Genomic DNA, 15,484 nt, shown 5'->3' on the forward strand with positions numbered 1-15,484 from the left:
CCTCGCCGCCTTCCTCACCAACGTCGTGCGCGCGCCACGGTGGGCGCGGGAGCGCGATCGCCAAATGACGGCACTGGCCGCGCACGCAATGCATCTGCTCTCGCATCCCGCGGTCCCGCCCCCCTCTACGCGCGAGAAGCCGTGAGGATGGACAGCCCGGGGCCGACATGGCCTTCGGGAGATGAAAACCGTGTTCGCGGCGCGCACTGGCCACTACGTGTTGCAGGGGCCCTGCAGCGGAGCACGCGAGAGCCGGTCGCGCATCACGAGTTCCCCTGCACGGCAGTACGTGCACGGTCCCCTACGTGCCAAGGGAGTCGGATAGATTGTCCCCGCGTGCCGAAGCAGGCTCCGTACCTTCCATCGCGTACGCCCCGAACGGCCCGCCGACTCTCGCTCGTGCCTTTTTCCGGTACCCTTCATCGCCCACGGTCGACGGGATTTCCTGGCAGGCGTCCTAATCCGGCTTCACTGGTCACTCCGGTACTTTGACTCGCTCGGCGCTGCACGAGAATGGACCGTCTCGTCGACACACACCGACGGCGGAGGTGAAGAACTCCACGTGCATTCCACTACCTCCGTCGCTATGTCACGCTTCGGGTATGCGGGTGTTGGTCATCGGTGCAGGCGCCGGTCGGTTCACTCAGAAGTGCTCGCGACGCTGGGCGCGTCGGTCACGGTCGCGGATCTTTCGCCGGTGCAGTTGTCCCTGTGGGCAGGCAGCAGCACGCGGCGGAGCACGCGTTTGCGCACGCGGTAACCGACTGGGTGATGGCGGACATCTCTGCGACCTGTCTGCGTTCCCCGATGAAGCGTTCGACGCCCGTCGTGTGCTGGCGGCCCGCTCGGCTACGTGTTCGAACGGCGGCAGGGAGGCGCTCGTGAGTTGCGTCAGTGACCACCTGGGGCTATCTCTTACCGAGCGTGATGTGCCTGTGGGGATCGATTCGAAGCTGCCCGGTGTCTTGGCCACGGATGCATGGAGAACGCGCGCATCATCGCGACCGGGGAACTGCGCCTAAGTGCCGATGACGGCACGCGACATCAAAGTGTCCTTGTACCGGGCACACGAGTTCCGGGTGCTCCTCGAAGCGGCGGGCTGCGAGCTACTGGCGCTCTCCGCATCCAATAGCCTGTCATCCGGCTGGGGCGCATCCGTTGGACGATTCAGGCTGACGCGGCAAGAGTGGGAGAACTACTCGGCATGGGGGCCGGGGCTGGTGCGCAAGCAGGCTCCTGGACCTCGGCGCGCCTCATCGCCGTCATCCGGCGTCCAGTGGCCCTAACACCCCAGATTGGCACTCTCGGTGCTTCGGCACGTTCACCACGGACGTGCGAGCAGGCTCTGATAGAGACTCTACTGGAGATGTAGCTAACAGTACGTTGCCTTCCACCCGGGCCGCTGCGCTCACGCGCGGCCAAGTCGGTGCAGACCTGCCCTCTGCTCCCTCCTCCATCGTCAGCGCATGGCCGCCACCGGCGGCTGCGCGTTGCAGTGTCGTCCTCGACCACGCTCCGTGACGGCGCCGTCGGCGCGCTATTCTCCGCAGGGCGCAGACGGCGCATTAGGGGGAACCGCCATCACGTCACCACGCGGAAGAACGTCTGCGCCATACGCGCGAGGCGCCGAGGGGGCTATGTCGATCCTGTTCTCCGCCAAGTCCGTCGATTCCGGTGGGCTGTCGCGCGTCTCGCCCGACGGCTTCACGCTCGACTTGCGCCGTGCGGTGGGCGAGCGTGGAGCACTACTGTCCAGGCCCGGAATTTCGCCGGGACGGCCGGTCGCCATGCGTACCCGCCGGGCGGTCACGTTGGGCGCGCAAGACGGGGGCACGATCGGTCGCTGCTCCTGGCTGTGTACCGCACGGGAGTCACCGCCACGCGGGAGCGCGGAAAATTATCGTCGCGCTGCAGGCGGCGCTGCCGAAGCACCTGGCCGCCGATCAGGCGGCACCTTGATACGGCTCCAGCACGGCAGCGCATCGGCTCAGGGGCCAGATTTGCGGTGGCACTGCTGACCGATCGACTCGCCAGCGCTCGGGACTCCCGCAGGTACGTCACGCGGGCGAGACCTCCCGCGACGGGCAGATCGCACTGAAGCCGATCCGCGACTCGCGCAGGTGGGTCACGCGGCGTCGCGCCACGATGGGCCTCCCGCCGATGACGGAGTATCTGCGCGTGCTCGTTCGGTGTATTTGGCCGGATCCCGCGATGACTCGCGCGGACCACCCGCCCACCCTGCGCCGCTTCAAACGGCGCAGTGTCCGGAAGCAGGCAGCGCGCGCGTGTGTTGAAGCGCGCCGGAGCAGCGCTGGCGCGTCGAGCTCCAAAACAACAATTCACTCGCGGCGAACGCCGGTTCGTTCAAAGCCCACTACCTCATACGGCGGCGACTACAGACCGTAGCCCCGAGCGCGCACCGGCAGGGACCACCGAATCGCCGCGGCGACTCCGGGTGGTAAGCCCGTGCTGGCGCTGAACTTCCTCCCCGGCGTCGCCACGGTCGCCGCTGGTCGGTGTGCTCCACCCGGCGATCAGGTCGCTCCGATGGCCGCCGGTGGTGGCGCTACACCGTGCGCGATCCGGACTCCGTGACGCTCGGCGAGGTCGCGGTGCTCGCCCGGCAGGCGCAACGCCTGTCCAGTACGTGGGATCCGCGCCGCGCCGTCGCCCTCACGGCGCTCTCCCTTCCCGCGCGGCCGTGATGCCGATCGTGGTTCATCCTCGTCGCCGCCGGTCTGGCGGCGCTCCTCAATCCGGTGGCAAGCACGATCGAAAGTGCCTGCGCGCCTCGCGCACGTAGTACAAGGGGTGGCTCACCGCCGACACCGATGCCACGACGGTGGCAACCTACGGGCTCACAGCCGTGATGGTCGCCCTGTCGTTCAACTTCCTGATCGATGTCATCGGCCAACCCGTACGAGGAGGCTCTACTGGAAGGAGTTACCTCATGCAGGCGGATCCCCGCCCGCGTCGCGCTTCAGCCGGTCGCACTCGCGATCCTCTTCGCGGCGCAGCATTTCTGGCAGCCAGGTGAGTTCCTGCTGGTCGCGCCCCTCCAGGCCGCGATCGGCAGCCACGCCCAGAGGACGGAACTCGCTGACCGTGGCCATCTGGACCCACTGGCTTGCCAATGGCGTCGTGACCGTCACCCACGATCCGTGAAGTACTCGCCTGAACAGGCAGGGGGCGGATTGGTTCCCACGATCACCCTTGCCTCAGCCACAGTCTCCCGCAAGGAAGGAGCGCCTCGCATGACCAAAGTCACGCCGTTTTCTGATGTTCAACGATCAGCTCGACGCGGCGATCGCGTTCTACACCGCCACCTTTCCTGACTCTGAAGTGCGGAACGTCGCCCGCACCGGCACGGATGGGCCGATCGTCTCTGCCGAGTTCGTTGTTGGCGGTCAAGTCTTCATGGGCTGCAACGGAGGTCCGTACTTCGCGTTCTCCGAAGGCTTCTCGCTGTATGTTGACTGCGAAGATCAGGCCGGAGTCGAGAAGGTGAAGGCCGTGATGGACGCCATGATGACGATGGTGAAGCTCGACGTGGCGGCGCTCGAGCGGGCCTACGATGAGGCGTAGCAGTCGTCCCACCTGTCCGGAGAACGAGGTGCCGGCATTTCGAACGATCGGCGGGGATCGCGCCGACGCGGGGCTGACCAACATGGAAACCACGATGACGGACGTGAATCAGGGGCGGATTCGAGTTCAACGACTGTCGGCTGTCGTCGCCCTCGTGTTTGGCCTCATGACGCTCGGAGCGGGAGTCAGCGTGCTCGCTGGACGCGACCCGGGCTACCTGGTGTATCGACCGCTCCTGCTCTTCAACACGTGCATGGGACTCGGCTACGTGGCCGCTGGGATGCTCGCGTGGCGTCGCGCGATCGCTGGCCGGATTGCTTCGCTGCTGATCGTCGGTCTCAACGCGCTCGTACTGGCTCGTGTCCTGTATCTCTACCGTGTGGGCGGTGTGGTCGCGCTCGACAGCGTGCGCGCGATGTTCTTGCGGACTGGTGTCTGGCTTGCGCTCTTCCTTCTCCTCTGGTGGGCCGGCAGCCGCCGCCACGCTGCCTAACGGGGAGTGCTGCGGGCAGCGGGACGGTCGACATAGCATCGTCCCGCCCTCCCAGCATTCTGAGAAGGCAGGTTACCAGGTGTCCCGCGATTCCGGTTTGATCGGCATTGCGATCTTCCTCGCGCCAGTCATCGAGGAGATCTCCCGCCGCGGCTGCGGTCATCGCGGGGGGAAGCGGATACCTCGCCCGCGCGCTTCCCCGCAGCAGCACGACCCTACCGCTTGACCCAGTCGGCGGAGGCCAGCGGGAACTGCATCGCGACGACCTTGCCGCTGGTGCCGATCTTGAAGGTCACCGGCATCTTCCCCATGATCGCATCGTTCATCGTCGCGACAAATGAGTCGAAGTGGAAATGCTCGAGCTCACCGACGATCGCGCTCTTGTCGTACTTGATGAAGAGCTTCCCGCCGTCCAACCGTACGGTGGCCGTTCCCATGAAGCTGTCCGTGTAGGTCCCGGCGTATGCCTCGAGCGGAAGCGACGGCTTGGTCCCCTCGACCTTGACCGGAGGCTTCGCGGCGGCCCGACGCCGCGCCTGGTCGGCCTGCTCGGCCGCGTAGTACTCGGCGTTGTAGTCCTTGGCTGGGGATATCCCCAGGAGCCGATCGAAGGCGTTGGCCATCAACGGGAGGGTGACGTCGGACTGGTTCATGTTGGTGAGGATGACCATCCCGATCCTGCTTTCGGGGAGGAATCAACCATGGCCGCCATCCCGTCGATGTTGCCGCCGTGGTTCACCCAGCGCTGGCCGCGAAGTCCTCGACAAACCGAAGCCGTAACCCAAGAAAGCGGGGCGACATCAGGCGGGCGATCATGTCTGGATCATCGACGGTGAACTGCGGGGCCGTCGCCTCGCGCACCATCGCGTCGCTCAGCAATCGCTTCCCCTCGAAGGAGCCGTTGTTGATCCACAAGCGGAGCCACTGTGCCATGTCGGCAGCGTTGGAGTTGATCGACCCGGCTGCCCCCGCGTTGTCGATGTTCCGATACGGGATCGCCGTGACCACACCGCCGAGTTCCGCGTGTGGGGTGGCGACGTTCGGATTGCCTGTCAGCTCCCGCACCGACGTGTTGGACGACGTCATGCGGAGGGGAGCGAAGATCCGGGACTTGATCAGGTCGTCCCAGCTCTGTCCCGTCACCGCGTGCGCCACTTCACCGGCGGTGATGTACATCAGGTTCTGGTACTGGAAGTGCGAGCGAAAGCTGGTGGTCGGCGCGAGTCGTCGGATCGACCGGACGATGTCCTCCCGGCTGTTCGTGGTGGCATACCAGATGTTGTCTCCGCGGCTCATCCCGCTGCGATGCAGCAGGAGATCGCGCACCGTGATCTCGCGCGTGACCCACGGGTCGTACATCTCGAACCACGGGAGGTACTCGGTCACGCGATTGTCGAAGCGGACTCTCCCCTCGTCGGCGAGCATCTCGAGCGTTGCGGCGGTGAAGGCCTTCGAGGAGGAGCCGATCGCGAACATCGTCTGGGCGTTCACCGAGTCGGTCCCGCCGACCGTGCGGACGCCGTAGCCCTTGAGCATGATCACCGAGTCGCCCCGGACAGCCGCAATCGCGAGCCCCGGCACCTTCCACTGCTTCATCGCCGCCATGACGTACTGGTCGAATCCGGCCAGCGGGTTCTTCGTGGCGGCGCGCGTCTGGGCGTCCGCCGACGTGGTCCACGGCGCGACGAGGGTGAACGCGAGAATGGCAAACCACGAGAGGGGAAAGCCGGGTGAGCGTCGTCCGTGCGTCATGCGGTCGTGTCCGTAAGGGGTCGAGTCCTGTCACATCGCGGGCGCCATTGAGACTACCTCTCGAGATCGCATCGTGCCAACGTTCGGCCGCAACTCAACCTGGCCTTCGGTCGCACTTCCACCCGATTGCTCATGTCCCTGCGTCTGCTACTCGCCGTGACGCTCTACGCGCTGGCCTCCTGGTCCTCCGTCGGTCTTGCACAAGTCACGCGTGACAGCGCCGGGGTGCGCCTCGCCACCTATTCCCGGAAAGCGAAGCCGCGCGCGACCTGGAGCCTGAGCGCACAGCCCCTTCTTGAACTCGATGTGACCGACGACCCCGCGAGCGAGTTTGCAGCGGTGCGTGGTGTGGTGCGTCTCGCGGATGGCGGCGTGGCCGTCGCGAACGGCGCCAGCAACGAGATCCGCGTGTTCTCACGCGATGAGCGGTTCGTGCGTGCGTTGGGACGGGCGGGGAGCGGCCCCGGTGAGTTTCGCCGGATCACCCGACTGCTGCGGCGGGGCGACACGCTGGTCGGCGTCGACGGGGACTCGCGCGCCCATGTCTTCGAGCCATCCGGCCGCTTGGTTCGTAGCCTGCGACCGGCGCGCCGCGCCGGGAGTCGCACCCCGCAACGCATCGGTCTTGGCGCGGGCGCGACGTCCTACGTACTCGTCACGGATGGCGCGCCGATGGCCGAGCGTGAGCGCCAGATCATCTTCTACACGCTCACGGTGGCCGACGCCGCGGGCGACTCGCTGCTCCCCCTTGTCACGATGCCCGGATACCGGACAAGCCCGATCAACGGCACCCCCGCCCGTCAGCTGCTCGAGGCAGAAGGCGTGGTCGCCGCGTCCGACTCCAGCGCGTGCGCCGGATACTCTGATCGGCTGTTGCTCACCTGCTACGGGCCCACGGGGCGTGCGCGCGTCCGCATCAGCCGCGACATCGCGCCGCGCGCGATTCGCGAGGAGGAGCGCGCCCTGGTGCGTCAGGCGTACCTCGACGCCAACCGGGACGCCCCGCCGGCCGTACGCCAGCAGATGACGACGGCGGTGCAGGCGTTCCCATTCGCGAGCACCGCTCCCGCCTTCAGTCGTCTCGTGTTCGGGCCCGATGGTGAGTTGTGGGTCGGTCCCTTTGATCCCGGCTTCAGCTTGCCGGGTCCCGGGGCGCCCTCGCCCCACGACGCCGCAGACGTGGAGCGTGTTCGCACCGGACGGTACGTGGCGGGCCGAGGTGACGCTCCGCGGCGGTTTGCGCCGTTCGAGTTCGGGCGCGACTATGTGGCCGGTGTCGCGTTCGATGCCGATGACGTCGAACGCGTGGTCGTGTGGGGCGTGCGTCGTTAGGGTGCTCGCCTGATGAGGCCGCAACAGATGCTGGAGGCTCAAGGATCCCCATGGTGAAACGCGCCGGCGTGACCGTGCTGCTGGTCATCTTGTAGGCCGCCGGGATTCTCGGTGGCGCACTCTTTGGCTGGTGGCGGCGACCGCTTGCGCCCACGGATGATCCGCGCCTTCATGCAAGCCGCCATCCCCATCATCAACGCGGGGAATCGTGCCAACACTGCCGTCATCCTGATCAGGAGAGGCGCCATCGGCGCTGAGTTCTATTCCGCGAGTCGCGACTCCATCGACCGAAATAGCGTCTTCGCCACCGCGTCCTTGAGCAAGTGGATCACGGCACATGCCGTCATGAAGCTGGTGGAGCAAGGCAAGCTGGAGCTCGATCGACCGGTTGAGGGCTACCTCACGCGATGGCACCTTCCATCGACCGCGTTCGATTCGCGTGAAGTCACCGCGCGGCGACTTCTCAGTCACACGGCCGGGCTGACCGATGGCCTTGGCTTCGGGGACTATCGACGAGACGAGGCCCTTCCAACATTGGAGGAGGCGCTGGCCGCGCCTCGGGCATCCAGCGGCCGCCCTTCTCGCCCATCGCCGTGGGGATCCAGCCAGGCTCTCAGTTTCGGTACTCGGGCGGTGGCTACTTGCTGCTCGAGCTGCTGGTGGAAGAACTCTCGGGAGAGCGGTTCGACACCTTCGTCACTCGCGAGGTGCTCCACCCCCTCGGCATGACGCGCTCGGGATACGCCGACCTTTCTGCAACGACCAACTCGGCCAAGTCATACTACGCCGACGGCCGGCCAGCACCGATCTACCAGTACGCGTCACGGGCAGCGACGGGGTTCACTACGTCTGCCAGCGACATGGTCAAGTTGGTCCTGGCGCAGCTGCGAACGGTCGAGGGGAGCCCACTCGCCAGGACGACGCTCGAGTCGATGCGCATCGCCGAGGCACGATCGATGGGCGCCGACCTCTGGGGTTGGGCACCGTGCTGTACGCGCCGACGAAGAATGGCGGCGTCATCTTCGGCCATGACGGAGCCAATGAGCCAGCGATCAGTGCAACCGTCCGGATCAACCCCGACACGGAGGACGCGATCATCGTCCTGGCGACCGGCAGCAGGGCACTCGCGTCGCAGCTCGGCGCGGAGTGGGTGTTCTGGCAAACCGGCCTGCCTGACGTGCTCACCATCCCCTCCGAGATTCGGCGAGTGATGCCTCTGATTGGTTGGGGAGCGTGCGGCATCGTGCTGCTCGCCTTCGCGTCAGCCTGGCGCACGCGGGGCAAGCGAATCACGGGCGGCACCTAACGACCGGTCGAAGCGGAGGGCGCCGAGCGACTCATCGTGAGACGCGGCTGGTCGAACGTGTCGGTGCGGGTGGCGCCGGCGCAGCTGGTGGAGCTGCCGGGCTCCTTCGACGGACTCCTGATGTTCGCCGCATTTTGTCCCCTCTCTCATGGTCTCCTCGATGACCTGTCGGCACTGGTGTGGTGTGGGGAGCCTCGTGCTGAGCGCGATGAGCGTCGGGTGTCGCTCGGAGGGAACCCCCGCGGCTCGCGTTGCGCTGCGACCCTGTCAGCTTCCGGGGATCGCGGAGCCCCTGCGGTGCGCGGAGGTGCCGGTGCCGGAAGTGCGCGGAGGCGGGGCGACGCGCACGCTCCGCCTCCGCGTCGTCGTCGTGCCCGCGTTGCACCCGTCATCGACAAACGATCCGTGGGTGGAACTCGTCGGCGGTCCCGGCAATGCCGCGACCGATTTTGCGCGGCAGTTCGTCGAGGAGCTGACCTACATCCGTGAGACGCATGATGTCCTGCTGGTTGATCAGCGCGGGACGGGTGGCTCCAACCCACTGTACTGCGAGGAACTGGCGCTGCATCAGGTGTCATCGCTGCCGCCCCGGTTTCCCCCAGCGGCCGTCGACCGCTGTCGCGCACGGCTCAGCGCACTCGCGGCGCTCGACCACTACACCACCGCGGATGCGGCCGAGGATCTGGAGGCGGTGCGACAGGCGTTGGGGTACGAACGTCTGAACCTCTTCGGATCGTCGTACGGGACGCGCGTGGTGTTGGAGTACCTGCGCCGCTTCTCGGATCACGCCCGTAGCGCGATGCTCTGGGGCGTCGTGCCGCCGGACTTTCAGCGGCCCCTCTGGTATCCGCGCGATGGTCAGGCGGCGTTCGACCGCCTCGTGGCGGACTGCGCATACGACGCGGCATGTCGGCGCGCGTTTCCTGCAATCGCCGACGATCTCCGCGAACTGCTCGCCCGCCTGGACACGAAGCCCGTACCGTTCCAGCTGACGGATCCGCGCACGCAACGCGAGGTCGCCACCAGCATCACATCCGCCGGCGTCGCGCAGGCGATCTGGAGTGCACTGGCGGAGCCGGACCGCGCCCGGCAACTCCCCTGGGTGATTCATGCGGCGGCGCAGGGCGACTTTGCCCCACTGCGCGCACTTGACGTCGCCGTCCGGCCGCCGCGTCGCCGGTACTACAACGGCATGCACCTGTCGGTCGTGTGCGGCGAAGAGGTCCTGCACAGCACTCCCGCACAGATCGCCGCGGCCAGCGGCGGGTCGTACATGAATGCGGAGCGTGGGCTGGAGTATCGGGAGGCGTGTGTGCGGTGGCAGGTCCCGCGCTCGGATTCGGCGGCCACGACCGCCGTGGTGTCGCGCGTGCCGACGCTCATCCTCTCCGGCGAGATGGATCCGATCACGCCGCCGCGCTGGGGGAGCAACGCCGCGGCGACGCTGGTGAACAGTCGGCATCTCGTGCTCCCACATCTGTCGCATGAAGCCAGCGGCCTGCGCGGGGCCGCCTGTCTCGATACCCTCTTCGCGCAGTTTCTGTCGACGGCCAACCCCGCGGCAGTGCGGACCGACTGCATCGCCGGCATCCGCCCCCGCGTTTGTGCTGCCGCCGACACGGCCGTAGGGGGGCTCGCGGCCTAACCCTGTGTTGCGGCAGCCGGTGCCTGACAGTATTGCCGTCTTGCTCCCGGCGGTCGCTGGTGGCAACCTATGCTAGGGCCCCGCGGCCGACCTTCATCGGTCAGGCCGCAGCTAACACGTCGAGAGGAGGACGGCATGGCGAAGCTCGTGTTCGGAATGAACCAATCGCTGGACGGGTATGTCGACCACATGGCGTTCGCGCCAAGCCCAACGCTGTTTCGCCACTTCGTCGAGGAGGCTCAGGGGCAGGCGGGGAGCGTGTACGGCCGCCGTATGTACGAGATCATGCGCTACTGGGACGACGACCATCCTGAATGGGGTGCAGATGAACGCGCCTTCGCGGCGGCGTGGCGGAAGCAGCCAAAGTGGGTCGCCTCGCGCACGTTGACCGAGGTCGGCCCCAATGCCACCCTGCTCGACGCCAATCTCGAGGGCGCGATCCGCGCTGAAGGCCGAGCGCGACGGGGAAATCGAAGTGGCCGGCCCTGTCCTTGGCGCACTGCCTAACCACTCTTGGCCTCATCGATGAGTATCGCATCTACCTGCATCCCGTCGTGCTGGGGCACGGCGCGCCATACTCGCCGGACCCCGGCCGCGACTTCGCCTGATCGCGAGCGATCGGATGGACGATGGGGTGATCAGGTTGAGCTACGCACCTGTCGGGTCTTAACGCCGAGTGTAGCCGCTGTAGACCTGGCCGGCGTCCTGCGGGCACGAGAGGAAGCGCCAGGCCGCCCGACGATCCGCCCAGTCGCCGCACAGCAGGTTGAGCTGCTCGCCCTGGCTGCCGCTCATCTGCCAATGCAGGTGGCGCGGCGCGAGCGACAGGTCGGCCGTACGCTGCACGCTCTCGGAACCGCACTGCAGGATGCGGTCGGTCAGGCTCGACGACGTGGGCTGCAACACCAGGTTGCCACCGTTGGGGTTGTAGGGCGAGGTGGCCACCCGCACCACACCTTGCTCCACGAGCAGCAGGTCACGCGTGCACACCGGCGCGCTCAGCACGTCAGGACGACGCACCACCAGTTCATAGCGCCCGCCGTTCAGGATGCGCAGCCCGGCCCGGTAGCGCCGGTCGTCGTAGTGCGTCTGCGGCGACAGGAAGCCGGCCGCGTCCAGCGGGCATCGTGCGACGCCACCAGCCAGGTCCCCAGCATGCGTGGTGGCGGTGGCTGCGTGGGTGGCGTGCTGTTGGGCAACATGTCGGCGGCTTCTGGCAACGGCCGCGCCTGCAGGCGCTCGAAGCTCTTGATGGTCTCCGACACGTCGGCGTTGGTGAGCGCCAGGTGGTAGGTGGGCAGGCCGTACACGGACTGCGACTCGGTCAGGTCCACCTTGTAGCGGAGCGGCGCCAGCGAGCCCTCACCCTCCCGCTCCACGCAGCTCCTGGGGGCGCTGGACGCGAGGCGATGGGTGGCCTCGTGGGCGCGCTGCGGCTGCATCACGAGCAGGCGGCCCTGCAGCGTGAGCGTGCCATCGTGGCTGAGCGTGCGGCTGCATTGCTGGTCGCGAAAGCCGTAGAAGTAGCGATAGTGGCCGTCCGGTTCCACGCGCAGGTAAGTGCCGCCGCCCCCATCCATGGTGGTCATGGAGGTGGTCATGGTCTCGTAGGTGCGCCCCGACGCCATGGTCTGTGTGCCGAAGGAGACGCGGAAGTCGCGCTTGATGGTGTCGAACACCCAGATGCCTTGCAGCTGCTCCACGCTGGGCTCTCGGCGCAGGTCCAGTGCGCGCCCGGCCAGCGCATCGGCTGGGACACGTCCCGCCCCGGCCCCAGCCGCCACGGGCGCGGGGCCAGCGGGCGCTGGCGGCGCCGCCGGCGTGGGGGACGTGGCCGGCGCCGGGGGCGGCGCGGCCGCCGCAAGGCGGGCCGCGTCTGGCGTTAGGCGCAGCCCGTTGAACATCTGTGTGGCCCGTTCGGCGTAGCGCTGATAGCCTGCATCGGAATCGGCCATGAATATCATGGCCCCGTAGGCGCCACGCTCGGCGCGCGCCAGATAGGAGAAGTGCCGCGTCCCCTGGCTGGTCGTGTACGTGGCGAACCAGGCGGCGAATTCACCCGCCGAGCCAGTGCCGCGCTTGAGCGGGTACGCGCGCACCAGGGAGAGGGGCGAGCGATGCTTCCAGCTGCTGGCGGTTTGCGGTGAATTGTGCCGTGAAGTCCGGTCCTGCGGCTGCACCGGCAGGAGGAGGATGTACACACTCCCCGGCGCGACGCCCGGTGGCGCGAAGAGCGTGGCACCGTCCTGCGCGGCGCTCACCCAACCTGCAGGCGGCGTGACACTGTAGGCGGTGGGCTGTGCCACCGCCGGTGTGAACAGCGCGGCGCCCGCCAGCAGCACGAACGGCGCGATGAAGCGGAGCTTAGGTCCAGTCACCGGCATAGGGGTTCGGCAATTACGTGCGAATGTCGCGGAGGCCGATCATGCGTTGCGCCCCGCGGCGATCGGTGGTGCCGCAGCCGCTCGATCGGCGTGCTTCGAGTATAGGCCGCGCCCACCGGGCGCGGGAGAGCCCGCGGGGTGCAACGTCGCGATCCTCGCCGCGCCGTCGCGTGTTGCCTCCGGACCGCCGAGCTCGAGTAGGGCCGTCCTCTTCTCCCTCACCTTCCTCCCTCAGGTTGTCAACACTGCCCGGGCCTAGCTGTGGGCGCGGCGCCGCCGAGTGGGCGCAGGCCCGTTGGTGTGGATGGGCCAGTCGCGGACGCAGCGGCCTCGACGCAGGGAAAGGCGACGCACAGATTCACCGCCAGCCCACACTCGATGCCCGGCCTCGCCTCCCGACGCCACATCACGAGCGCCACTCGGACCTTTCGATGGCTACGTTAGGCCGTCACCCGCACAGGAGAGGGGCGCCGCATGAGTCGCGTATTCGTCAACATCGGGTTGAGCCTCGATGGCTACATGGCACCGGACGGCATGACCATGGAGAACTTCGAGTACAAGAACTGGGGCGCCAAGTGGGGGGCGATGATGGCGTGGATCCTCAACCAACAGTACTTCCGCGAGAACCTCCAGCTCGGAACCGGGGAGACCGGCCCGGTCAATGACCTGGTTCGTCACACCACGGAGCGCATCGGGGCGAACATCATGGGCAAGCGCATGTTCGACCAGGGCGAACGCGTGTGGCCAGAGAACGCTCCGTTTCACACCCCGGTTTACGTCCTCACGCATGAGCAGCGCGAACCCTGGGTACGCCCAGGCGGGACGACCTTCTACTTCATCAACGACGGGCCAGAGCGGGCACTCGAGCTGGCTCGGGAAGCCGCCGGCAGTCGTGACGTCCGTCTCGCGGGTGGAGCAGATGTGATCCAACAGTACCTGAACTTGGGTGCCGTCGACGAGCTGGAGATCGCCTTGGCGCCCGTGTTGTTCGGCGGTGGGCGGCGTCTCTTCGAGAACCTGCGCGACCCCGGGCCGCAGTTTCGCATTGACCGGGTGCTCGATGGCCCGGCCGCCACGCACTTGCGCTATGTGCGTGCGTGATGATGGCCTAACTATCGGTGGCAGGGCGCGCCCTGCCACCCCCCGGCACTACTTCATCGCGAGCACGTGCGCCACGAACTGATCGACGGCGATCTCGGTCCCCCTGGTAGAAGCCCGACGTCTTGTTCGTCTCGAGGTCCGCTTCACTCCGATGCAGCGCCGTGAACACGTAGCGTGTGCCGGTCCCAACCGACTCCATCGTCACGATGGCCGTGATCGGAATGTCGTCGAAGACCGCCGGGCGATACCCGGGGAACAGCATGGAAGTCCAAACCAGTGGGGGTGCGTCGATGAACCGTTCGATGGCGAAGTCGAGCTTCGGATTGAAGGCGAAGTGCGTGCTCATGATCCGGATTCCTTCTCCTTGAGTTGTTTGACGTAGCGATCGAACCGGTCCAGTCGAGATTCCCACTCCTGCCGACGCGCGCTCAGCCAGTCTTCCACGACCTTGAACCGTTCGGGCGCGAGCTCATACGTCCGCACACGTCCGTGCTTCTTCGACTTGACCAGTCGGCTCTGTTCGAGCACGGAGAGGTGCTGCACGAACGAGGGGAGCTGCATGTCGAACGGCGCCGCCAGTTCGCTGACGGTGGCGGGTCCGACAGACAGTCGCTCCAGGACTTGTCGCCGAGTCGGGTTGGACAAGGCGTGAAAGACTTCGTCAGCGGCTGCGAATTGCACCATGTCCAACACCGTCCCAATGCGCGGGTGATCCGAACTGCCCGAGGGATAGTACAACCCGCAATCACTTTGGTAAATACCTAAGTATAAGAGTTTTCGGAATCGCCGAACGCGTCGCTCCGAGCAACCGGGGCGATCGAAGGCGGTGCCGGCCGCCGCGGCATGACCCCGAGTCGTGTACCTTCCGTCGACCTCTACCCGGCCCAATCATGCGAATCGCGACTACTACCTTCGCCGCAGCCTCGGCGTGCCTCGTGGCCATCTCCGCGGCGCCCGTCGACGCGCAACGACTCGAGCCTCGTCCCGTTCCGCTGCAGCAGGTCGAGGCGTTCACCTTCCAGTCGCCGTCGATGGGGGTCCGGTTCTTGGTGAGTGTCGGACTCCCCCGGGCCATAAGGCGGGCGACGGCAAGAAGTACCAGGCGTTGATCTCGACCGACGGCGACTGGGCCTTTCCGGCGGTCAACACCGCCGCCCGGAGCCTAGCCGGAGTGATCGAGAGCCCGTTCGTGATCAGCATCGGGACGGGGGCCGATGAAAGCGAAGCGCTCTGGACCCAGCGCCGGATCTACGAGTTTTCGCCGCCCGACTGGGACATGAAGGACGTCTTCGGCCAGTTAGTCGGCGGGCTGTGCGCACAGATGAAGACGGAGCCGGCAAAGTGCACCGGTGGCGCGCCAGTTCCTGAACGTCATCGTGTCGGGGCTGATCCCGCTGGTGAAGGCGAAGTATCCGATCGACCCCGATCAACTGGGCCTGTTCGGCGTGTCGGCCGGCGGCTTCTTCGCGTCGTGGGCCATCTTCCAGCCGAATTCGCCGTTCAAGAAGTACGTGATCTCGAGTCCCGCGATGGCATACGGCGACGGCGAGATCTTTCGTCAGGAGGCCCGGTACGCCAAGGACCACAAGGATCTCCCGGTCGGCATTTACTTGTCGGCCGGCGTGCTCGAAACGGGTGACGCCGATCTCGAAGGCGTCGGGCGCATCGTGAGTGGGACGGCCCACTTGGCCGGCGTGCTCGCCGGGCGCAAGTATCCGGGGCTCAAGGTCGTGACGGAGTTCCACCCCGGCATGGGCCACGTGGACGTGGTGGGGACGGCGGTGGTGCGAGGGCTCCGGACACTCTACGGCAAGTGAGCGAGTCGCTCGTGCCGCGCGCGCGTTCGCGGCGACGACGGCGCGATGGGCTGCCGTGCCTCTTCTACG

The 15,484-nt window shown here is 66.9% G+C and carries 15 protein-coding genes and 1 pseudogene; 9 read left to right on the forward strand and 7 right to left on the reverse strand.

The annotated features are described in order from the left end of the window. Positions 1–2,948 precede the first annotated feature (2,948 nt). Positions 2,949–3,152 carry a hypothetical protein gene (locus IPN47_23160; GenBank protein MBK9410894.1) on the reverse strand — a complete coding sequence of 68 codons (204 nt, stop codon included), beginning with the start codon at positions 3,150–3,152 and terminating at the stop codon, positions 2,949–2,951. A gap of 127 nt (positions 3,153–3,279) precedes the next feature. Here IPN47_23160 and IPN47_23165 point away from each other — a divergent pair, with 127 nt between their 5' ends. Next, positions 3,280–3,585: a VOC family protein gene (locus tag IPN47_23165; GenBank protein ID MBK9410895.1), complete on the forward strand. Its 306-nt coding sequence runs from the start codon at positions 3,280–3,282 to the stop codon at positions 3,583–3,585. A 94-nt stretch (positions 3,586–3,679) separates the two neighbouring features. After that, positions 3,680–4,078 (forward strand): hypothetical protein, encoded by a 399-nt coding sequence (locus IPN47_23170; protein MBK9410896.1) that lies wholly within the window; start codon positions 3,680–3,682, stop codon positions 4,076–4,078. Positions 4,079–4,293: 215 nt separating this feature from the next. Here the strand turns inward: IPN47_23170 and IPN47_23175 are convergent, their stop codons facing one another. Together IPN47_23175 and IPN47_23180 are read right to left on the reverse strand one after the other, a co-directional pair. Beyond that, positions 4,294–4,749, reverse strand: coding sequence for a DUF3471 domain-containing protein (locus tag IPN47_23175; protein ID MBK9410897.1), 456 nt, complete (start codon positions 4,747–4,749; stop codon positions 4,294–4,296). A gap of 64 nt (positions 4,750–4,813) precedes the next feature. Then, positions 4,814–5,830, reverse strand: a complete 1,017-nt coding sequence (locus tag IPN47_23180; protein MBK9410898.1) for a beta-lactamase family protein — start codon at positions 5,828–5,830, stop codon at positions 4,814–4,816. A 132-nt stretch (positions 5,831–5,962) separates the two neighbouring features. On the opposite strand from IPN47_23180, the gene IPN47_23185 reads away from it, so the two are divergent. From IPN47_23185 to IPN47_23205, 5 genes and pseudogenes are all read left to right on the forward strand, one after another. Then, on the forward strand, positions 5,963–7,162 hold the full coding sequence (locus IPN47_23185) for a hypothetical protein (GenBank protein ID MBK9410899.1): 1,200 nt from the start codon (positions 5,963–5,965) through the stop codon (positions 7,160–7,162). A 156-nt stretch (positions 7,163–7,318) separates the two neighbouring features. Continuing rightward, complete coding sequence (locus IPN47_23190) at positions 7,319–7,891, forward strand: beta-lactamase family protein (protein ID MBK9410900.1); 573 nt, start codon at positions 7,319–7,321, stop codon at positions 7,889–7,891. A 247-nt stretch (positions 7,892–8,138) separates the two neighbouring features. After that, positions 8,139–8,468, forward strand: coding sequence for a hypothetical protein (locus IPN47_23195; protein ID MBK9410901.1), 330 nt, complete (start codon positions 8,139–8,141; stop codon positions 8,466–8,468). A 409-nt stretch (positions 8,469–8,877) separates the two neighbouring features. Then, positions 8,878–10,113: an alpha/beta fold hydrolase gene (locus IPN47_23200; GenBank protein MBK9410902.1), complete on the forward strand. Its 1,236-nt coding sequence runs from the start codon at positions 8,878–8,880 to the stop codon at positions 10,111–10,113. A 135-nt stretch (positions 10,114–10,248) separates the two neighbouring features. Next, positions 10,249–10,783, forward strand: a pseudogene (locus IPN47_23205) (dihydrofolate reductase family protein). Here IPN47_23205 and IPN47_23210 read toward each other — a convergent pair. Further along, a complete protein-coding gene (locus tag IPN47_23210; protein MBK9410903.1) occupies positions 10,780–11,133 on the reverse strand; it encodes a hypothetical protein in 354 nt (117 codons plus the stop codon). The pseudogene IPN47_23205 and the gene IPN47_23210 overlap by 4 nt on opposite strands. Before the next feature lie 23 nt (positions 11,134–11,156). Then, complete coding sequence (locus tag IPN47_23215) at positions 11,157–12,491, reverse strand: hypothetical protein (GenBank protein ID MBK9410904.1); 1,335 nt, start codon at positions 12,489–12,491, stop codon at positions 11,157–11,159. 480 nt (positions 12,492–12,971) lie between these two features. On the opposite strand from IPN47_23215, the gene IPN47_23220 reads away from it, so the two are divergent. Beyond that, a complete protein-coding gene (locus tag IPN47_23220) occupies positions 12,972–13,598 on the forward strand; it encodes a dihydrofolate reductase family protein (protein ID MBK9410905.1) in 627 nt (208 codons plus the stop codon). Positions 13,599–13,605: 7 nt separating this feature from the next. Here IPN47_23220 and IPN47_23225 read toward each other — a convergent pair whose 3' ends face one another. Both IPN47_23225 and IPN47_23230 read right to left on the reverse strand, forming a co-directional pair. Continuing rightward, positions 13,606–13,944 (reverse strand): hypothetical protein, encoded by a 339-nt coding sequence (locus tag IPN47_23225; protein ID MBK9410906.1) that lies wholly within the window; start codon positions 13,942–13,944, stop codon positions 13,606–13,608. Continuing rightward, positions 13,941–14,282, reverse strand: a complete 342-nt coding sequence (locus tag IPN47_23230) for a helix-turn-helix transcriptional regulator (GenBank protein MBK9410907.1) — start codon at positions 14,280–14,282, stop codon at positions 13,941–13,943. The genes IPN47_23225 and IPN47_23230 overlap by 4 nt, the downstream gene beginning before the upstream one ends. A gap of 665 nt (positions 14,283–14,947) precedes the next feature. Between IPN47_23230 and IPN47_23235 the strand changes: the two genes are divergently transcribed. Beyond that, the gene (locus tag IPN47_23235; protein ID MBK9410908.1) at positions 14,948–15,415 is read left to right on the forward strand and encodes a prolyl oligopeptidase family serine peptidase; all 468 of its coding nucleotides are present in this window, start codon (positions 14,948–14,950) and stop codon (positions 15,413–15,415) included. Positions 15,416–15,484 lie beyond the last annotated feature (69 nt).

Source organism: Gemmatimonadota bacterium, from assembly GCA_016719105.1.
Classification (GTDB): Bacteria; Gemmatimonadota; Gemmatimonadetes; order Gemmatimonadales; family Gemmatimonadaceae; genus SCN-70-22.